At 43.2% G+C, this 18,491-nt stretch carries 20 protein-coding genes and 2 pseudogenes; 12 read left to right on the plus strand and 10 right to left on the minus strand.

Annotated features, from left to right (window positions below; translation table 11 throughout):
• Positions 1–438 precede the first annotated feature (438 nt).
• The 4 genes from LZG74_RS09650 to LZG74_RS09665 all read left to right on the plus strand — a co-directional run bounded on the left by LZG74_RS09650 (position 439) and on the right by LZG74_RS09665 (position 4,186).
• Positions 439–1,047, plus strand: coding sequence for a dihydrofolate reductase family protein (locus LZG74_RS09650; RefSeq protein WP_233796370.1), 609 nt, complete (start codon positions 439–441; stop codon positions 1,045–1,047).
• A gap of 496 nt (positions 1,048–1,543) precedes the next feature.
• Positions 1,544–1,966 (plus strand): response regulator, encoded by a 423-nt coding sequence (locus LZG74_RS09655; RefSeq protein WP_233796371.1) that lies wholly within the window; start codon positions 1,544–1,546, stop codon positions 1,964–1,966.
• A gap of 18 nt (positions 1,967–1,984) precedes the next feature.
• On the plus strand, positions 1,985–2,158 hold the full coding sequence (locus LZG74_RS09660) for a hypothetical protein (RefSeq protein WP_233796372.1): 174 nt from the start codon (positions 1,985–1,987) through the stop codon (positions 2,156–2,158).
• 135 nt (positions 2,159–2,293) lie between these two features.
• The gene (locus tag LZG74_RS09665) at positions 2,294–4,186 is read left to right on the plus strand and encodes a PAS domain-containing sensor histidine kinase (RefSeq protein WP_233796373.1); all 1,893 of its coding nucleotides are present in this window, start codon (positions 2,294–2,296) and stop codon (positions 4,184–4,186) included.
• 15 nt (positions 4,187–4,201) lie between these two features.
• Here the strand turns inward: LZG74_RS09665 and LZG74_RS09670 are convergent, their stop codons facing one another.
• Positions 4,202–4,405, minus strand: coding sequence for a hypothetical protein (locus LZG74_RS09670; protein ID WP_233796374.1), 204 nt, complete (start codon positions 4,403–4,405; stop codon positions 4,202–4,204).
• A 705-nt stretch (positions 4,406–5,110) separates the two neighbouring features.
• Between LZG74_RS09670 and LZG74_RS09675 the strand changes: the two genes are divergently transcribed.
• From LZG74_RS09675 to LZG74_RS09695, 5 genes and pseudogenes are all read left to right on the plus strand, one after another.
• Positions 5,111–5,506 carry a response regulator gene (locus LZG74_RS09675; RefSeq protein WP_233796375.1) on the plus strand — a complete coding sequence of 132 codons (396 nt, stop codon included), beginning with the start codon at positions 5,111–5,113 and terminating at the stop codon, positions 5,504–5,506.
• An 844-nt stretch (positions 5,507–6,350) separates the two neighbouring features.
• Positions 6,351–8,741, plus strand: a complete 2,391-nt coding sequence (locus tag LZG74_RS09680) for a phosphoketolase (protein WP_233796376.1) — start codon at positions 6,351–6,353, stop codon at positions 8,739–8,741.
• A 72-nt stretch (positions 8,742–8,813) separates the two neighbouring features.
• Positions 8,814–8,969 (plus strand): annotated as a pseudogene (locus LZG74_RS26510) (DUF308 domain-containing protein); the annotation flags it as partial.
• A 57-nt stretch (positions 8,970–9,026) separates the two neighbouring features.
• Entirely contained in the window at positions 9,027–9,341 is a 315-nt protein-coding gene (locus LZG74_RS09690; protein ID WP_233796378.1) for a hypothetical protein, read from the plus strand.
• A 20-nt stretch (positions 9,342–9,361) separates the two neighbouring features.
• Positions 9,362–10,993: a murein L,D-transpeptidase gene (locus LZG74_RS09695; protein ID WP_233796379.1), complete on the plus strand. Its 1,632-nt coding sequence runs from the start codon at positions 9,362–9,364 to the stop codon at positions 10,991–10,993.
• A gap of 948 nt (positions 10,994–11,941) precedes the next feature.
• Here the strand turns inward: LZG74_RS09695 and LZG74_RS26205 are convergent.
• The 8 genes and pseudogenes from LZG74_RS26205 to LZG74_RS09730 form a co-directional block, all read right to left on the minus strand.
• Positions 11,942–12,465 (minus strand): annotated as a pseudogene (locus LZG74_RS26205) (YWFCY domain-containing protein).
• Complete coding sequence (locus tag LZG74_RS26210; protein WP_255699133.1) at positions 12,417–12,845, minus strand: YWFCY domain-containing protein; 429 nt, start codon at positions 12,843–12,845, stop codon at positions 12,417–12,419. The pseudogene LZG74_RS26205 and the gene LZG74_RS26210 overlap by 49 nt, the downstream one beginning before the upstream one ends.
• A 56-nt stretch (positions 12,846–12,901) precedes the next feature.
• Positions 12,902–13,444, minus strand: coding sequence for a hypothetical protein (locus LZG74_RS09705; protein ID WP_233796380.1), 543 nt, complete (start codon positions 13,442–13,444; stop codon positions 12,902–12,904).
• Between the two features lie 8 nt (positions 13,445–13,452).
• Complete coding sequence (locus LZG74_RS09710; protein WP_409014462.1) at positions 13,453–13,692, minus strand: relaxase/mobilization nuclease domain-containing protein; 240 nt, start codon at positions 13,690–13,692, stop codon at positions 13,453–13,455.
• A 3-nt stretch (positions 13,693–13,695) separates the two neighbouring features.
• Positions 13,696–13,947 (minus strand): hypothetical protein, encoded by a 252-nt coding sequence (locus LZG74_RS09715; RefSeq protein ID WP_233796382.1) that lies wholly within the window; start codon positions 13,945–13,947, stop codon positions 13,696–13,698.
• Entirely contained in the window at positions 13,932–14,351 is a 420-nt protein-coding gene (locus LZG74_RS09720; RefSeq protein ID WP_233796383.1) for a plasmid mobilization protein, read from the minus strand. The genes LZG74_RS09715 and LZG74_RS09720 overlap by 16 nt, the downstream gene beginning before the upstream one ends.
• Before the next feature lie 171 nt (positions 14,352–14,522).
• Positions 14,523–14,759 (minus strand): toprim domain-containing protein, encoded by a 237-nt coding sequence (locus LZG74_RS09725; RefSeq protein ID WP_233796384.1) that lies wholly within the window; start codon positions 14,757–14,759, stop codon positions 14,523–14,525.
• 74 nt (positions 14,760–14,833) lie between these two features.
• Complete coding sequence (locus LZG74_RS09730; protein ID WP_233796385.1) at positions 14,834–15,403, minus strand: hypothetical protein; 570 nt, start codon at positions 15,401–15,403, stop codon at positions 14,834–14,836.
• 571 nt (positions 15,404–15,974) lie between these two features.
• On the opposite strand from LZG74_RS09730, the gene LZG74_RS09735 reads away from it, so the two are divergent.
• On the plus strand, positions 15,975–16,430 hold the full coding sequence (locus LZG74_RS09735; protein ID WP_233796386.1) for a DUF1905 domain-containing protein: 456 nt from the start codon (positions 15,975–15,977) through the stop codon (positions 16,428–16,430).
• Here the strand turns inward: LZG74_RS09735 and LZG74_RS09740 are convergent.
• Positions 16,414–16,962: a peptide-methionine (S)-S-oxide reductase gene (locus LZG74_RS09740; protein ID WP_255699136.1), complete on the minus strand. Its 549-nt coding sequence runs from the start codon at positions 16,960–16,962 to the stop codon at positions 16,414–16,416. The two genes, LZG74_RS09735 and LZG74_RS09740, sit on opposite strands and share 17 nt — an antisense overlap.
• Positions 16,963–17,081: 119 nt before the next feature.
• On the opposite strand from LZG74_RS09740, the gene LZG74_RS09745 reads away from it, so the two are divergent.
• Positions 17,082–17,888, plus strand: coding sequence for an SDR family oxidoreductase (locus LZG74_RS09745; RefSeq protein ID WP_233796388.1), 807 nt, complete (start codon positions 17,082–17,084; stop codon positions 17,886–17,888).
• 12 nt (positions 17,889–17,900) lie between these two features.
• Positions 17,901–18,488, plus strand: a complete 588-nt coding sequence (locus tag LZG74_RS09750; protein WP_233796389.1) for a hypothetical protein — start codon at positions 17,901–17,903, stop codon at positions 18,486–18,488.
• Positions 18,489–18,491 lie beyond the last annotated feature (3 nt).

Below are 18,491 nucleotides of genomic sequence, written 5' to 3' on the forward strand. Positions count from 1 at the left end.
ACATAAAAACTAAGAAGCCTCTCATGATTATGTGATTACTACCTAAATGCACAATGTATGGAAAAACCACCATTCCCATGTACGCTGAATAACGACTAATTCTAAAAAGATTCAAGGACCAAAACTCACTGCTGGCAATGCAAAGTTGAAAGAATTTGTCCCAACAGCAGAAAGCTTTTCTGGTGCGTAGCGACGGATCTGGTTAAGAGCCTGTCACTGCACCGATCCCTTCATGTAGTATTGCCGACAACCTAGACTCATTAATACATAGAAGTCGCAGTTTTTACGCACCTATAACCAGCTCCTAGCAACGAGATTAATGAGAAGATCAAGTGATGATCACATTGTCGTATTGCCCCCTCTTAATAGTCGCTTTTATACCCAGCTTGCTGTGAGTGCTTTCCGTAATATTGTTCCGTCAAATTCTTAAAGAATCAAATGAGAAAAATCATTACAAACACCTTTATGAGCTTAGATGGTGTCATGCAAGCTCCGGGCGGCCCGGATGAAGATACCGATAGTGGATTTGAATATGGTGGCTGGTCGGTAACACAATGGGATCAGCTCATGAACGAGGCAATGATCGAAGCCATGAAGGACCCATATGATCTTTTATTAGGCCGTGTTACCTACGAAATTTTTGCGGCTCACTGGCCATCGCTGAAAGATGATCCCACAGCTGACTTATTTAACCGGATCAACAAATATGTTGCGACAAAATCTTTGGCTAACGCAACCTGGGAAAATACGGTGCTTCTCAATCAAGATACAATTGAGCAGATAAAAAGCCTTAAATTAACCAATGGCATTGACTTGCAAGTTCATGGCAGCGCCAACCTAATTCAATCTTTGCTTCGCCATGGACTTATTGATCAAATGAATATCTGGATCTATCCCCTTGTTATTGGAAAAGGAAAAAGGCTTTTTGGGGATGGGACCGTCCCAGCTAACTTCAAACTTGTCAAACATCTAGTCTCGACTACTGGTGTCATCATTACGTCCTTTGAGCAAAATGGGAAAGTGCCAATCGGCTCATTTGCTTCTTAGGTGCGGCTCCATTCAAATGTTATCAAGAAGTTCATCATATCGACCGGTTCCGTTTCCAGTGCAGTATACCCAATTTTGCCATATTACATATTTGTATTTCAGCGGATTAAACTTTATAAGACATAGAATGCTATCCCTATAAAGGTGATGTTGAATGTCCACTATTAAGGGTTACCTTACATGAAACCGAAATATATCATGTCAAAAGAAAAGGGTGCGCAGAAAGGTGACAAAAAAAAGGCAGATAAAAATTTGAAAGAAAAAAGGGCTGATAAAAAGGAAAAAAGGGACACAAAGTCCCAGGGCTCATAGCGCAAATTCAGCTCATACAAACTGATGTAACCGGGCAGGATTCCAGATACATATTTTCATTTTTTTTAATGCTACATGAACTGCTAGCAGAACATTATCAACTAAACAGCTATAAAATTGAGGCAAAACCAAAACGTATCATTTGATACTATGTGATTGCTTCAAGGTTAATGCCCTGCCAAAAATGAACAAGGATGGCGATATTATTATCATTGAGGATGACCAAGACGACCAACTCTTAATTGAACAAGCTTTTCAGGAGCTCGGCTATACAAATAAAAGGATTTACTTTCCTGATGGGCTTGAGGCGTTAACGTACTTAGACGGCCAAACACCACTTCCATTCGTTATCTTATCTGACATCAACCTTCCCAAGCTTGACGGGCTGGAACTACGAAGAAGGTTAAAAGAGAATGCATCACTGAACTTAAAGTGCATTCCTTATCTATATTTTACGACCGCATTTAATCAAGATGTAGTCATTGAAGCATATAGCACATCAGCGCAGGGATTTTTTGTAAAGCCCTCAGATTTCAATGAAATCAAGGAAACTTTAAAATCCATCGTTGAGTACTGGAAACGATGTGCCTCACCGAACAGCTTTTAAAGTGAAAAACAAAAAAACATGGAAAACTTATATGCGGCCGGAGACAAAGTCTCCTTGCTCATTGATCCCAGCAAGCAGTTAGTAATCAAGAAATACCTAAGCCGGATTTACTACTGTGTAGATGTCAATGATGAAGATCAGAAGTTACTTGCCTATTTTGAAAGAGAGTTAGTTGCACCAGCCACTCTTTAATTTACTCAATAGTTAGCTTAAAGCGGGTCATATCAACGATGATTATGGCCTGCTATTTTGTTGGCTGCTTTGCCCTTGGGTGAAGCGCTTACAAGCGTAGCCAGATAATCTGCCCTTACACATTACTTGCTTGATATGTCTGCTTTGGAGAGAGGGCCTTTTTTGGGATTTTGGGAAGTGGATTTAGTAAAACAACCTGTTTTTAGCTGCCCGGAAGTGGTGGCTTTGTTAGGATACAATGCCAGCGAGTATGCGGATGGATGGACTTTTTTGAAGCTTGTGGTTGATCCAACAGAATTGTTCACATTAAAGAAATCAATTATCCAGGCTTCCAAAACACTTTTGGCCAAGCCCTTCAAGCATAATTTAACATTAAAGCACAAAGATGGGTCCCATATTTATCTAGCAGTCATCGGCAGGGTTAGGACTTCCCAAACAGGACGTATAGGGATAGATGGTACTTTTGAGGACATCACTGCATATAAATCTGAAAAAGAATCTTCAAGGCTTGCCAACCAACAGCTTGCTTCTTTCATACATCAATTGCCCGCTGCTATTGCTATCATAGATGAGCAGCAAAACTACATTGCCGCAAGTAACGTATGGAAAGACCACTTTAACCTCGAACGCACCGACATTGCTGGAATAAGCCACTACACTTTGTTTCCGCTTACCCCAAAAATTTGGAAGCAATACCATAGGCGGGCAATGGAAGGTGAAAATCTTAGCATGGAGGAAGACAGTTTTTTGGACCTTTATGGAAATATGGAGTGGATGCAGTGGGAGATCAAGCCCTGGTATCAAATCTCGGGCACAATCGGCGGGATCATTCTTTCCGGTTCAAAAATCTCCGAGCGGCACGCTTTCATTGACACCATCATGAAGGCAATGATGACAGCCGATGAGTCGACCAGGGTTAAATCAGACTTCCTTTCCGTAATGAGCCATGAGATCCGGACACCCCTGAACGCAATTTTGGGCTTTATCAATCTGCTCTTACAGGACCCAAGGCCTGATCAGATAGAGAAAATGAGTATTTTGAAATTCTCAGCGAAAAATCTCCTGGCAATCATCAACAATATACTCGACTATAATAAGCTGGAAGTCGGTAAGATCGTCCTGGATAACATTGATTTTAGCTTGAAGGAATTGCTGGTTAGCATTCAAAGTTCCATGCAGCCGGAAGCAGAAAGTGGAAATATTGAGCTTTCGCTCTTCATTGATCCCTTAATCCCTGATTACATTCACGCTGACCCTGTCCGGCTCGGGCAAATACTCAATAACTTAATTTCAAATGCCTTAAGATTTACTCATGCTGGCAGCGTATCCATTAGGCTAGCCCTTAACGATACTGATGACAAACAGATCAAGGTCGCATTTGAAATCCAGGACACCGGCATAGGGATAGCCCCTGACCAACAAAAAGCGGTCTTTGAAATGTTTACCCAGGCCGACGCCAGCACGACCAGGAAATACGGGGGCAGTGGGCTTGGCCTTAGTATCAGCCAGGAACTGGCTGGCATAATGGGTGGTAAGATAGCGCTTACAAGCACGCCCGGTCAGGGGTCAGTATTCTCCTTTGTTTTAGATTTAGACAAATGTTTGGCTGCAAATCCCGGGCAATCCAAACCTGAAACCTTTCAGCCAAACTTGAACAGCCTTCGTGTACTGATTGTAGAAGATCAGCAAATCAACACCATGGTGCTCAAAAACTTTCTGGGGCAATGGAATTGCGTTTGCAGCATTGCCGAAAACGGAAAAATTGCCACTGAGATGGTTGGATCAAATGATTATGACCTCGTCCTCATGGATTTACAGATGCCTGAAATGGATGGTTATCAAGCCGCGAGAACTATCAGGCAATTTAGTGGGGACAAGTATTGCCGCTTGCCGATCATCGCATTGACAGCTTCGGCAGTTCCAAGCATAAAAGGTCAAATCCTTGATGCCGGGATGAATGGCGTGTTGGGCAAACCATTTGAGCCCAAAGAATTATATGATTTGATCTCTGAGCTCACAAGAAATTAGTACTCCAGCATTCTACTACGGTAATACAGGCGCAGTTAGATAATATTCATCAATCTGGTTCCAGGAATAGCTGTAAGTGATCCCTCCCACCTCCTGGACAAAGTCACCAGTTTCCCCGTCAGTGAAGCCAACGCGCCAGTTGGTAGTATTTTTGATCCTAAACTTCAAAGTCGAATTGGATGGCGGAAGGTCCTTTTTCTCTAATATCTTGATTTTCATATGCCAAGGTAACTCTATTCACATGTAATTCAGTACAATTTAACATCTGTTATAAATGCGATTGTATGCTATTATCCATTTTTAAAATAACTACTCATAAAGCGGAATGTTAGTGAGATTACAATTTAACTACGTTTCGAATGAACCCGGCTGTGCATTAAGAGATAGAATGATTGTAGATTATGTAAAGATTCGTTCGCTTTATTACATACCTGATGGGCCTGGAATCAGATCTCCAACGTAAACTTCAGGATTCTCTGCACGAAAGTTTCAGAATTAAATTGCCTTGATATAGTACCTATATTCAGGACGGGTCCGAGGGCCTAAGAGTACGGAAAATCACCGTTTCTTCGTATACTGGTACACGACAAATGGGAGAAAGAACCACCGACTCTATCTCACAGCCGGCCATTAAAATCTGAGGCAACACATAGCTATAAGACCAAAAAGATTCTGTTGGTAGGTCATATCTAGCAAAGTGCTGTATTAGTGAACCGACCTTACATGTAGTATTCCCGACAACCCAAGCTCATCATGTGATCTTAATTATGCAAGGGTTGCTGGAAAACCGACATTATTTCTAAGTAATTCTCTTTCTTATACAAGTGCCGTTTTCATGCACCTATTAGATTCCCTAAAAGCATGTGACGAAATATTGATGGTATAGATTTTTACAGGCGGGAGCCATCATTAACTTTACAAAGAATGAAACATCTAGATGAATCCAGAGATCTTAGCATACTTGTTGTGGATGATAATCATGATCAGGCAACTATCACGGCAATGTTCTTAAAGATGCATGGGTTCAAAGTAGTTACGCGCAGCAATGGCAGAGAATGTATGGAAGCAACAGAGGAGTTAAAGCCAGATGTCATTATTACGGATATAGACATGCCCATAATGGATGGGATTACAGCCTGCAATTTAATTCGAGAACAGGATTGGGGGAAACATATAGCCATCATTGCTATATCAGGTAACATCGAAAAATTAACTGGTAATCCTATCCAATTATCTTGTTTCGATGCGCACTTTCTTAAGCCTGACCAGTACGACTACCTTGTTAACACAATATGGAAAACGGTCAACGCACGAAACTAACGGTAACTCCTATATATCAACACCTTAACTAAATAATAAAGCCCGGAGAACATTGTTTACCATCAAAACATAGTTACCTTACATCTAATCAGTTTAATCTGAGTCTCTTCTCCGCCCTGTTCAGAGCAATTCGGTCAAGCAACTCGTTGACCATATTCTTTTTGAAACAATTACAAGACAGACTACACATTAGTGAAGTACCTTCTGCCGTATTGTCCAAATCTTCTCGTTTACTTCAAAATCGACTGATAGCCTTAGATGCCAGGCATCGCCATATCATGGAAAGCTTAGTTGCTATCCAAAAATGGCATAAGCGCTTAAATGAACGTATCAAAAACCTGCATTCTAGTTTAGAGCAATCATGCGGGATTAAAGCCTTCGAAAGAAGATATAGCTATGTTCACTTTATGAACAAATGAGGCCCGATTATCATTATCGAAGATGATGCAGACGACCGGTACCTGCTGGAAGATGTCCTTACATCGCTGGGCTACCCGAATAAAAGGATGTATTTTGTAGATGTCCGGCAGGTACAGGAGTTGAAGGGCATCTACTCCGATTGTGCGTCCTTGCGGATTTTACCCACAAATTCTGCCTTAAAGTGACTGACTTTTGGGTTTGAGCATCGACCCTGTGGTATATAAATACCTTTTTATCGGTTCTGGAAGTGGTTCAATATCCGCCTCTGTAAGCAATGTGTTTTTGTAATTAATTAATAACCATTGCTGACTAAAATAGCGTCACCTTTATAACGCATGCTAGGCAATCAACTTTCATTGAAAGGTTAAATAGGCAGGGTTGTGATGGAAATAGTACTAGCAATTCATTAAACGATAAAGATTATATGGAAATGGAAGATGTTGGAGTGAAAACTTTATCTGCCGATCTGTTAAGGAAAATGAACGCTTACTGGCAAGCTGCCAATTATTTGTCTGTCGGGCAGATTTACCTGTATGGCAACCCGTTGCTTCGAAAGCCCTTGACACTCGAACATATCAAGCCGCGCCTGTTGGGACACTGGGGGACAACGCCTGGGCTAAATTTCATCTACGTCCACCTGAACCGGGTCATTAAGCATAGCGACCTTAATATTATTTACGTGGCTGGCCCCGGCCATGGAGGCCCCGGACTTGTGGCCAACACCTATCTGGAAGGCACTTACAGCGAAGTTTACCCTGATATCACAGAAAATGAAACCGGGATGCAGAAACTATTTAAACAATTTTCATTTCCCGGCGGCATCCCAAGTCATGTGGCCCCTGAAACACCTGGTTCTATTAACGAGGGTGGTGAGCTCGGTTATTCACTCGTCCATGCGTTTGGTGCCGTTTTTGACAATCCTTACCTGATCGCAGCCTGTGTGGTAGGCGATGGCGAGGCTGAAACCGGCGCATTGGCGGCAAGCTGGCATTCCAACAAATTCCTTAATCCGGTGCACGATGGCGCGGTGCTTCCTATCCTGCATTTGAATGGTTACAAGATTGCCAATCCAACCGTTTTGGCAAGAATTCCAAAACAGGAATTGGAGCAGCTTTTCAGGGGTTATGGCTACAATCCTTATTTTGTAGAAGGCGATGATCCAGAAGCAATGCATGAACTGCTGGCTACTACCATGGACACTGTCGTGGAAGAAATCAGGCAGATTCAAAGTGATGCGCGGATTGAGGGCTTTAAAGAGCGGCCGGTCTGGCCCATGATTATTTTTCGCACGCCAAAAGGATGGACCGGACCTAAGACCGTAGACGGCTTACAAATCGAAGGCACATGGCGCGCGCATCAGGTGCCGTTGGCGGAACTGGCCAGCAAACCCGAGCATGTACAAATGCTGGAAGCCTGGATGAAGAGTTATAAGCCTGAATTACTTTTTGACGACAACGGCAGGCTGATCCGCGAACTGGCTGAACTGGCACCGGAAGGACACCGGCGAATGGGCGCAAATCCAAGCGCCAATGGCGGCTCGCTACTAGTTGATTTGAAAATGCCGGATTTCCGCGATCATGCCGTAGCTGTGCCGACGCCTGGAAACATTGAGGCGGAAGCAACTTCTATTATGGGAGAATTTCTCCGGGATGTAATGAAAACAAACTGGCAAGGACGCAATTTCAGGATTTTTGGGCCCGACGAAACTTCTTCCAACCGCCTTTCGCATTTGTTTGACATCACCGGAAGAACTTCCACGGCTGAAATTATGGAGGGTGATAACCACATTTCACCTGATGGCAGGGTTATGGAAGTTTTGAGCGAACATCTTTGTCAGGGCTGGCTGGAAGGCTATTTGTTAACTGGAAGACATGGTTTGTTTTCATGCTATGAAGCATTCATTCAAATTGTGGATTCAATGTTTAATCAACATGCAAAATGGCTTAAAGTTTCGCGTAACCTTCCCTGGCGCAAGCCGATTGCCTCGCTAAATTACCTGTTAACCTCGCATGTATGGCGACAAGACCATAATGGAAATAGTCACCAGGATCCGGGCTTTCTGGATGTTGTGGCCAATAAGACGGCAGAAATTGTTCGCATCTATCTGCCGCCGGATGCCAACACGTTGCTTTCAGTTACAGATCATTGTTTGAGAAGTCGGGACAACATCAATGTCATAGTCGCCGGAAAACAGCCCGAAATGCAGTGGCTGGATATGGAAGCTGCTATCAAACATTGCACGGCCGGCTTGGGCATCTGGAAATGGGCCAGTAACGACGAAGGTTTCGAACCCGATGTGGTCATGGCCTGTGCAGGAGATGTTCCCACGCTTGAAACCATAGCAGCTGTTCAAATTCTCAGGGAACATTTGCCGGAACTGAAAGTCAGGGTCATCAATGTGGTTGACTTAATGACGCTCCAACCTGAAAGCGAGCATCCGCATGGTTTGAATGATAAGGATTTTGATATCCTGTTTACCAAAGACAAACCCATCATTTTTGCTTTCCACGGATATCCGCTGCTGATCCACCGCCTCACCTACCGGCGGACCAACCACAAAAACTTGCACGTGCGTGGCTATAAGGGTGAAGGCACAACGACAACACCCTTTGATATGGTGGTGCTTAATGATCTGGACCGTTTTCATTTGGTGAGTGACGTTATTGACCGTCTACCTGAATTAGGCGCAAAAGGGGCCTATCTCAAACAATATCTCCGTGATAAGTTGCTTGACCACAAATCCTACATTGAAATGCACGGAGAAGATATGCCTGAGATTTCAAATTGGAAATGGGATCCGGCGATCCTGGCATAACAAGATAAACCTATCGAAATGACAATCATCAGCAAGCAAGCACAGCACCCTATTCACTACTGGTGGATATTTATGCTCTCGGGAGCCGCTTTAATCGGTGCCGGCGTATATGTGGCACGGAATCCGTCCATTACATACGATGAGCTCAGCATATTTTTCTCAGCTATGCTGATGATCAGCGGCATTTGCGAGCTTGCTTTTTGCATAGAAAACCGCAGGTTTTTCAGAGGTTGGGGATGGTTTCTGGCCGGGGCAATTTTGGACTTGATCTTTGGAATTATTTTCATGACCAATCCGATTTTGGCCGCAATATCTCTTCCTTTATTTGCTGGGGTCTGGCTTTTAACGCGCAGCGTATTGCTGATTGCCCGTTCCCTTCAAGCCAAAAAGAAAAGTTTGAGCGATTGGCCCTGGTTATTGCTTTGGGCAGTAACAGGAAGTTTCTTTTCTGCGGTCAATATCTACAACCCTTTATTCAGTGAGGATAGATTGGTTATCTGGACAGCATTTGCTTTATTGGCAGTCGGGGCATTTTACGTCCATTTCGGTATGCTCATTAAGAATGCTCAATGGTGGATCAATGATAAAATATACACCTGAACGACGGAGATTTTAATAATATGTCGGACCAAACTCCAGTACATTTAGTTAGCCGCATAAACGCATCGCTCGTATTTGTGATGATGCTGATGATGCTCGCTTCCTGTCAGACAAAGCACAAGAAAAAGCAGCCCGAAGTTGACAAAAGGGACACGTCAATCAAAATTGAGAATTCGTTTACTCAACTTTTCATTGACACTACTGCATTGGCTGGCTTTGTGCAATTACATAGCGTGGATGATAGCCTGGTCAACAAATTACAGAGCTTTTATAACCGCCGAAACTATCAATTTGCCTGGTTTTTCCCTGATGGGATGGCCGAGTTTGTACCTACATTCCTGGCCCTGCAAAATGACTATATCTATGTTTCAGGTGATAGCTCTCTCTATGACCCGGCGCTTTTGGCAAGCATTGATTCATTAGGATTACTAAATCACATTATCCCAACAGATACGCTTGTAATTAACACTGAACTTGCATTAACGGAACATTTTTTCAGGTATACCCAAAAGGCGTATTCAGGCGACAGGAATATCAACATTCAGGACCTTGACTGGTTTATACCCCGTAAAAAGGTAAATCCAGCTGAATTTTTAGATTCCCTGCTGAAGAACAAAGGGGCAAACCTGGCTTCGTATGAACCGGTGAACCGCCAGTATAACCTGCTTACAGAGCAGCTTAAAATCTATCATCCGCTTGCCAATCAAGATTGGAAAGAAATAAATTCAACTAAAACGCTCAAATTAGGCGATTCATCCGCAGAAATACCTGAAATCAAGAGACGGCTGGCATTGCTCCAAGACCTAAAACAGGCAGATTCAACCAATCTTTTTGATTCCACCCTTTTTCATGGCGTATGTTCGTTTCAAACCCGAATGGGGCTTAAAGCATCCGGACAGATCAGCGCGGCGTTTTTCAAGGAACTGAATGTGCCCGTGGCTGAAAGGATTCGCCAAATGCTTATTAATATGGAACGGATCAGATGGGTTCCAGCGGCTCCTGAGACAGATTATATACTGGTTAATATTCCTGAATACCGGCTGCATATGTATGAAAAGGGGCAGCTCGCGTTCAGCATGAATGCTGTGGTAGGCTCACAGGTCCATAGCACGGTCATCTTTTCGGGCAAGCTAAACCAGATCGTATTTAGTCCTTACTGGAATGTTCCACCCAGCATATTGAAAAATGAAATCTTGCCTGGCATCAAACGCAATAAAAACTATTTGGCGCGGCATAATATGGAGTGGAACAGAGGCAGTGTCCGGCAAAAGCCTGGCAAATCCAATTCATTAGGACTTGTCAAGTTTCTCTTTCCCAATAGTTACAATATTTACTTGCATGATACTCCCTCGAAAAATTTGTTTGCAGAATCACAGCGCGCATTTAGCCACGGATGCATCCGGCTGTCGGAGCCCAAAAAACTGGCGGAGTTTTTGCTGCGCAGTGACTCAACCTGGACAACCGACAAAATAACCATAGCCATGAATAGCGGCAAAGAGAAATATGTTCGTCTTCGTGGCAGCAACGAAATACCTGTGTTCATCGGTTACTTTACTGCCTGGGTAGACCACAACGGCAAAGTTAATTTCCGAAAGGACATCTATGGGCACGATCAAAAAATGGCCGAAAGGTTGTTCGACTCAGTTAAATAGACGAACTCCTGAGCCGTTAAAGACAAAGTACTATCAGCCCTAGACTACCTTTATAATACTTCAGAAAGAGTCCTTCATCATTGTTTCATATATATACCTATCTAAATTGCACGGTCTGAACGTTTGAAAAAAGTCCAAACCGAAGGTGAACTTAATTTAAGGTCTATCCCTTTTTTTTATTTTAAACAGCGATAAATCAGTGGGCTGTCATCGATACGTATCGCACATCTGCGGAAGACTTATATGTAAACCTGTTGTAATCAGGTAACCAAACAATTGACGTGAAAATCAAATACTGGATTAACTGCTGCTCCTAATAATTCTGAGAAGTGCCCCATATAAATCCTTTTTGTTCTTGAGTACATCGTAACGCCTATCAGACTACTAAAATGTACTATTATAGCCATTTCCGGAATTGTAATCATTAAAAAGGCAAGTTGGCACAATTTCGTTTAAACCACGGTATTTGTGTACCACCCGAAAATTCAGTAACGACTAAGAGGTCTGAAGACACTCATCCTCGTCACGGGCACTTAATGGCGTTCGTCGATAAGCTTGACAAAGCTATGGGGCAAAACAAGGTGCTGCTAGCAAGTCAAGACTTGACACGCGTCGAAAAATGAAGCAGGATACATTATCGCCGCGATACATACAGCACCGTATGCAATAGATCACATAACAGCTGTCATAAAGTTGATGGATGATTCGACAAAGAAATCGCCTTGGCGTGTGATCCACTCTCGATTCAATCCGTTAAAATAGTACCTGCTGATTCCACTGCATCAGTAATGTCAAGCATACTCTCAGGATTTAACCGGTTGCATCTATGGCTCCGCGATAGGTCATCGAAATTGATCGTATAGAAAGCCGGCTCAACTGGAGAATTAGATCTGTTTTTAAGCCAGGCGTTGTATACTAGCAGGGTCAAATCGCTGTATTTAAAATCACTCAGCACATCGAAAAACCTTTCTCAATGTGCTGAGTGATCACATGTCGAAAAATAAAAAATGTTTTCCCGAATCCCGGAGATCCGCTCACCAGCACCCCACGAAAAGGATTAATGATATTGATCCAGCTCTGCCGCGTTTTGCCCTTGTAACGGTATTCCGCTGGAAGATTGATCGAGTATTCGTTTTCCAGAAGTTGTTCAAATTGAGGGAAACTTTCGTTGTCTTTGTTAAAGATGTCGTTGCTTAAACGAGCGGTTGTCAATCTGGAAAACTGGCTCCTACCGGACAATATTAGTAGGAAACCAATTGAGGAAAAGACCATATACAGAGCTGATCTAAATTGCTCTTCGACTGATGTTTTCAGAATAAGAACACTTAAAAAATAGCTCATGAACCCTGTCAAACACTGATCAAGGCAGGTTTTATCCGTATATTTTCGCCCTTTTTACCTTTCCCCACGACCAGTGAAATGGTTAAGAAAACGAGTGCCAGAATCTTCGTTTTACTGAACAAAGAGAACAACCCTGCGGCAAAATTTTATCCAAAATCCGGTCTGAAATTAAAGATGTCAGGTGCCAATTTTGGAATGCCTGGTAACCGAAATAATAAAAGTGCAATGCGAGGACCAGGATGCTGATCAAGCGGGTCCTATCGGTTATTTTGCGAAGGCTTATCTCATTTTTGCCGGTGTTCGATGCCATTATAAAACAAGTTTGAAGTGATTGAGAGAACCCTTTCTTCTTTCTACGTTTCCTTCCACGAAGGTGAGCTGGTGTGAAATCATCTTGTTTGGCAGGATCAAACAGTGAATCCTCGCCATTGAAAAGTCTAGCGTCATTGCTCTGCTCATGAGTTGCCAGCAAATAGTTTTTTGATGTGGCTGACTGTCCATGAGCTGCCATTGAATGTTCTTGTTTCTCCGTATTCGATAGCCTGTTAGCTATGGCGGTATCGATAGTCACACAGCGTTCCTGAATGGCTTTTGCACTATAATTTTACCGAAAGAACTTCCGTTAAAAACTGCTTTCGATCGGTGATCGACGTAAGTAATTTCATAGATCAGCCTACTCTCATTCTTTCTTAGAACGGTGTCGATTCCTTCTCGTTTGAGAATATTAATGAGCCGATCAAGTGTTACATTCGTCTTTCCGTACAATGTGAAATCAATCGCTTTTTTGACTCTTAACTTGTCTGTCTGCCGCAGTTGATCGTTAATTTTAAACCGGTTTTGTAGGTAATTCAATGTCAGTTTTTGATGAAAGTCGCTAGCCTTTATGGGCACACCAACCCGTTCGCCCTTTGCATTCAGCATCCTGTTGTAAAGCCCACCTTTCTTGAAAGTTCTGGACTCTTCATTTCCGCGATCCGCCGCCACATTGTAGCGGTTCAAGGCCGCAGTTAACTCGGGAAGAGAAGTGAATTTGTACTTCTCTATGACCCTCGCAAGAATATTTAATATTGCTCTCTTGGTCTCCACTTTCCCGTAATTCGCACTGACCATCGCAGGTTTTAAGTGTTCTGATTGCTGTTGTTTTTGCCTGATGCCTTGACAAGATGAAACTCTTGTTCGATTTCCTTCCTCGCTCTTTCCGATTGGTTTCGACCGATATTCTGCGTTTCAATCCGGCTTCCATCATGCCCTACTTTTACGCTCACAATATGGATCTGCGGATGCCCGGCATCGTAATGTTGATCCACCAGGAATGGCTGATCACCAAAGCCAATCTTCCCCATATAAGCCTGTGAAATTTCTTATAACAGCGCCTTAGAATGTTGCTCAGAAGGGTCAAAGTTTAGGGAGATGTGGACGCTATTTCGAACCACATTTTTGTTCAAAGCGGCCAACTTCAAAAGCATATTCAAACGCTCTTGCTCGGAAAGATTTGCGGCATCGTCCGGGTAGTTTCCTGCCAAAATGCACTCTGCTACGCCTTCCTTCAACTTGTTTTCATTGTGGTAAAAAGTGCTGCGGATTGACATCCCTGTCTTTATGATTGCAACCATATTTTCGAGGCTTTGCTGATGTAAATATTGATCTCGTTCACCATCTCGATCAGGCGATTCTTATCGCCCTCGTACGCTTCCAACCAGCTTCGAAAATCAGCAATTTGCGTGAGTGCATGTAATCTTTTAACAGCTTGATTCAGGTTGTTGCCCGCAGTGGTAAGCTCACGTCGAAGGCGGGTCAATTCAATCATTACTTCGTCGAATGACTGGTTGCGATGGTTTACCAGGACTGGTTCTAGAAGCAGTACTTTCCTGGCATATTCGCTTGTTTTACGGCATGTAGTTCTTTGTACTTTTCGAAGAAGCTGTTGATATTCCTTTGGCGTTAAGCGGACGTGCAGCCACTCGGTTCGGTTGTGTTTGTCTTCATTCATCACATTATCATTTTCACATTTTGACATTCATTTTTCATTCAATCCCGCCCACGACTCCGGAGTGTTCAGGCGGCCAGATCCTTAGGTTGTGATACAACCTGACATCTGGCCGATGGCGAATAAGAGGCAATCCTTTCAGCCTTTTAAAGGTGTGCATCGCAATTTTCATTCAAGGAGAGATTTCAAACGTTCACCGGATTAAGTGACGCTTACATGCCAATCATTGAGATCCTTAAAGCCATCATAAAGGCCGCTTACATCATTGTACTTTTCACTGATCGCCTTCGCCGCTAAACTACACTTTAACCCCGCCGTATCCCGGTCGAGATACAGGTTAATCTGACTGTGGCGTTCGAGAAATGATCGTGACCTTTCGAAAAGTGAGATGGAATTGAGTATCACATGGTTCTTGGGCACCTCGACTGTCTGGCTCATGATGGTCTTGTACGATAAAAAATCAAACATCCCTTCGAACACAGAGACAGTCGTGGCACCAACATTAATGGTTGTTATGTTTTTCGGACTACTCGCAAGCTTTGTAAATGAATTGCGCAACTATAACCACCTGAATCTTTCAGCAAGCCCAGCGCAAAATTCCTCCGGTCTCCAACTCGGTAATTGACCTGCCTGCAATATCGCTTGGCTATCTCGTCAAACACACGTCTTGAGGAGATGGACCTGATCAGCGATTCACTACTTAAAGTAGCGGTCGATAAAATTTCCAATTGACTTCTATTAACATGCATCGTCCTGGGAATAGGCTGCGGTCGTGGCTTGTGAAAGGATAGATAATCTGAAAACAGGTTGACAACCTCGCGGACGGTACACTGATAAAATAGTATTGCAAAATCGATAAGGGTCCCACCGCTCCCCAGGCCATGATCGTACCATCGATTAAGGTTTCTATTGACCTTGAATGAGGCAGTCCGCTCATTTCTAAATGGTGATAAATACCAAGGGTCGACATTTCTGATTTTGTCCGGCTCGAATCCGAGCTCCAATAGATAATCCACAATGTCTAATTCCTTGATTTGTACCAAGGTCAAAAGCCCACCATTTCCCCTCGTTCTTTCTCTCATTTGGCTTAATGTTTTGTTTCGTGACAGCGAAAGTAAGGAGCTTGAAAGTCAGACACCTATCCTAGGTAAATTCTCCTTAGGATCGTTTCGCGGGCAATTGGTAGCTTTGTACAGTTCCAATTCTAACTTAAAAAAGACATGATGAACGTGAAAGATTTGACCAGTGTGTATGATACCATCATGAGTATCCCCGGAATGAATGATCAAATCAAAATTGATTTGAAAATCAGCAGACGGAATGTTTTGCTGCTGACCCAATAAGAAGGGCGTTTAGAATTCCTGGTGATGGAAGCAATCCCGATTTGATCGACATAGCTTCAAGTGAGTCGAAGGATGAGTTACTGGCGTTGTCAGCTGATTGTCTGCAAAAGTCTGGTCTGGTGGACTTGAACGACCGGCTCGCAAAGTTGTGAAAAATTCTTCGCGTCTTACGGCTACTTAATCAGACAATCACATCTCGAAAAATGAGAAGCTCAAAGATCCGTTTGGGCACATTTGGGAGATTGGGTGTCCGATTGGCAGAAAAGACTCGGCGATCCATAAATTTCAATATGTCTGGCAAACCTGAAAGATGAAAACATTACTAAAGAGTGAAAAGTTGATTCTCAGGCATCAGCCCGGAAAGGGTGCCTGGACGTATCATCTGGTAATACCTGGAACGAAAGACATTCAGGGCAGCTGGGGCGAAATGAAAGTATCCGGTACGATTGATGGCTATGAATTCAAAGATTTGAACCTCGCACCTGTCACAAACGCTGATAAAATGGTTTCTGTTAATGGCACCATCAGAAAAGCCATTAACAAAAGTGGCGGAGATGAAGTGATTGTAACGATGTACATGAACTCTGACAATAAGCTCAGCTCAAAAGATCAGCTGCTTGATTGTTTTAATGATGCTGGAATGTTGAAAGAATTCAAAGCGCTTCCAAATGATGAGCGGGAAGAGATAATTACTACGATTCTGTCGCAACCGAATGAAAGCAGGCTTGAACAAAAGATCATGGACGTTGTCAGAAAGTTATCGTGATGGGATTCAACATCCTTTCACACTCAGAAGATCGCAACTTCTCCTCATCCACATGACTTGAAAACTGCTTCAATAGAATCTTCAGTTTCGGATCAATGAAAGTTTTGCAAAACGGCTTGTCGGGGTTTTTATAGTAGTAATCCAGATATTGCTGATCGTTCAACTTGAAGGTCTTGAACGGAATCACTTTTGTAATGATTGGATCTTCAAACTCCTTTTGCAACATTTCAATAGCCTGTTTTGCTGGGATTTCCTGATCATCGTGGAAAGTATAAACCGCGGATCTGTATTTAGATCGCATCGCATGTTGGGAAGTGCTGCTGTGCGTATAAAGGTGGATTTCAATTAGGTTTTCAAGGGAAATCGCATCAGCGTCAAATTCGACAACCACTGCTTCCGAGAATTCGGCATAATTATCGTCCGACTCAATCCAGCCCTGACTTACATTAATCACGCCCTTTAAGGATTGGAATATTGCTTCGGTACACCAATGGCAGCTACCTCCAAAACCAACTTTTTTTGTCTTTAACATATACACTCCACAATGCCTGACTATTTACCCGACTATTGAACACAACAAACCGACTTTTGATTACAAGTTGTTCAGCGGCGGCGAGCGTCCTTTGTATTGTCATTTAATGCAGAGAACAAATGAAATATACCTTGATAACAGGCGCTTCGGGCGGAATCGGTGAAGGTTTGGCAATAAAGCTGGCTAAGAAAAAGCATAACCTTATTCTTGTGGCGCGCAACGCAGAGAAGCTCTCCAAGCTTAGTCAACATTTACAGGAGATATATGGAGTGCAGGCAACTTACATTGCAGCAGACCTGACTAAACAGGATGCTCCATTTCAAATTTTTCAAGAAACCCAAAAACAAGATTGGGAGATCCAAATGCTTGTCAACAATGCAGGAATTGGATCGGGTGGCGAGTTTGCAACATTGAATTTGCAGTCAGAACTAGATCTGATACAACTTAATGATACGTCCCTGGTAGCGATGACGCATCTTTTCATGCAGCCTATGCGTGAGCGAAAACGTGGCACAATCGTCAATGTTGCCTCGATGGCAGCCTTCATTCCGATACCTTACATGGCGACCTATGCGGCAAGCAAAGTTTTTGTCCGCTCCTTTACCGAGGCGATAACCGAGGAATGTAAACCATCCAATATTCAGGTTATGCTGTTTGCGCCGGGACTGACAAAAACCAATTTTAACGAAGCTGCGGGCATTAATAATGAAAAAGGAGTCGGATTAAGCTCAGACTATCAAACAGCAGTCACGCAAACGCCGGAAGAAGTGGCAGATGAATTATTGAAAGCTTTGGAGACAAAAAAACATTTCCAGGTATCCGGAAGCAGAAACCGGATCGGCGCACGGTTGACTACCTTATTGCCAAATGCGATGATCGCCCGGTTTATGGCCAATTCCTATCGGAAAAAATCAGGTTTGATTTAGCTAACTTGTACGATGGAAACGACAACAACGGTTCACATTCAGTCGATCAGCCAGCTGCACCAACTCTTGCAGCTGCCGAAGCCCAGGCATCCGCTGGTGAGCCTGACGAGGTTTGAGGATTTCCCTGAGATAAAAATTGAACAGCGGACAAGGCTTATTACGGACTTTTACCAGGTTACTCTGAAAACGGAATGTCCTTGCAAAATACAATACGGCCAAAGTATTTTCGATTTTGACGAAGGAGTAATGTCGTGCTTTGCGCCCAGGCAGGTGAGTTTTATTGATAAGGATTTCGTCCCTGCAAAAGCTGGCTGGCAGCTGTCCATGCATCCGGATTTTCTTCGTAACGCTGCTCTGGGCGGCAAGATTAAGTCTTACGGATATTTCGATTATGCAGTCAATGAAGCGCTCATTCTTTCAGACGACGAGCAAAAGACGGTGGAAAACATCTTCCTCCAACTGCAAAAAGAGTTGTCGCTGCCAATTGACAATTTCAGTCAGGAAGTATGGATTGCTAACATTGAGCTCATGCTGACTTACTGCGACCGATATTACAACAGACAATTATCACTCGTAAGACGGTCAGCAACGAGCTTTTGAATA

Source organism: Dyadobacter sp. CY327, assembly GCF_021390415.1.
Lineage (GTDB): Bacteria > Bacteroidota > Bacteroidia > Cytophagales > Spirosomataceae > Dyadobacter > Dyadobacter chenhuakuii.

What these genes read in the sequence shown, in the direction of transcription:
- LZG74_RS09650 (WP_233796370.1), top strand. Translation starts at nt 439, where the DNA reads ATGAGAAAAATCATTACAAACACCTTTATGAGCTTAGATGGTGTCATG.
- LZG74_RS09655 (WP_233796371.1), top strand. Translation starts at nt 1,544, where the DNA reads ATGAACAAGGATGGCGATATTATTATCATTGAGGATGACCAAGACGAC.
- LZG74_RS09660 (WP_233796372.1), top strand. Translation starts at nt 1,985, where the DNA reads ATGGAAAACTTATATGCGGCCGGAGACAAAGTCTCCTTGCTCATTGAT.
- LZG74_RS09665 (WP_233796373.1), top strand. Translation starts at nt 2,294, where the DNA reads ATGTCTGCTTTGGAGAGAGGGCCTTTTTTGGGATTTTGGGAAGTGGAT.
- LZG74_RS09670 (WP_233796374.1), bottom strand. Translation starts at nt 4,405, where the DNA reads ATGAAAATCAAGATATTAGAGAAAAAGGACCTTCCGCCATCCAATTCG.
- LZG74_RS09675 (WP_233796375.1), top strand. Translation starts at nt 5,111, where the DNA reads ATGAAACATCTAGATGAATCCAGAGATCTTAGCATACTTGTTGTGGAT.
- LZG74_RS09680 (WP_233796376.1), top strand. Translation starts at nt 6,351, where the DNA reads ATGGAAATGGAAGATGTTGGAGTGAAAACTTTATCTGCCGATCTGTTA.
- LZG74_RS09690 (WP_233796378.1), top strand. Translation starts at nt 9,027, where the DNA reads ATGACCAATCCGATTTTGGCCGCAATATCTCTTCCTTTATTTGCTGGG.
- LZG74_RS09695 (WP_233796379.1), top strand. Translation starts at nt 9,362, where the DNA reads ATGTCGGACCAAACTCCAGTACATTTAGTTAGCCGCATAAACGCATCG.
- LZG74_RS26210 (WP_255699133.1), bottom strand. Translation starts at nt 12,845, where the DNA reads ATGGCAGCTCATGGACAGTCAGCCACATCAAAAAACTATTTGCTGGCA.
- LZG74_RS09705 (WP_233796380.1), bottom strand. Translation starts at nt 13,444, where the DNA reads ATGGTCAGTGCGAATTACGGGAAAGTGGAGACCAAGAGAGCAATATTA.
- LZG74_RS09715 (WP_233796382.1), bottom strand. Translation starts at nt 13,947, where the DNA reads ATGGTTGCAATCATAAAGACAGGGATGTCAATCCGCAGCACTTTTTAC.
- LZG74_RS09720 (WP_233796383.1), bottom strand. Translation starts at nt 14,351, where the DNA reads ATGTCAAAATGTGAAAATGATAATGTGATGAATGAAGACAAACACAAC.
- LZG74_RS09725 (WP_233796384.1), bottom strand. Translation starts at nt 14,759, where the DNA reads ATGAGCCAGACAGTCGAGGTGCCCAAGAACCATGTGATACTCAATTCC.
- LZG74_RS09730 (WP_233796385.1), bottom strand. Translation starts at nt 15,403, where the DNA reads ATGAGAGAAAGAACGAGGGGAAATGGTGGGCTTTTGACCTTGGTACAA.
- LZG74_RS09735 (WP_233796386.1), top strand. Translation starts at nt 15,975, where the DNA reads ATGAAAACATTACTAAAGAGTGAAAAGTTGATTCTCAGGCATCAGCCC.
- LZG74_RS09740 (WP_255699136.1), bottom strand. Translation starts at nt 16,962, where the DNA reads ATGTTAAAGACAAAAAAAGTTGGTTTTGGAGGTAGCTGCCATTGGTGT.
- LZG74_RS09745 (WP_233796388.1), top strand. Translation starts at nt 17,082, where the DNA reads ATGAAATATACCTTGATAACAGGCGCTTCGGGCGGAATCGGTGAAGGT.
- LZG74_RS09750 (WP_233796389.1), top strand. Translation starts at nt 17,901, where the DNA reads ATGGAAACGACAACAACGGTTCACATTCAGTCGATCAGCCAGCTGCAC.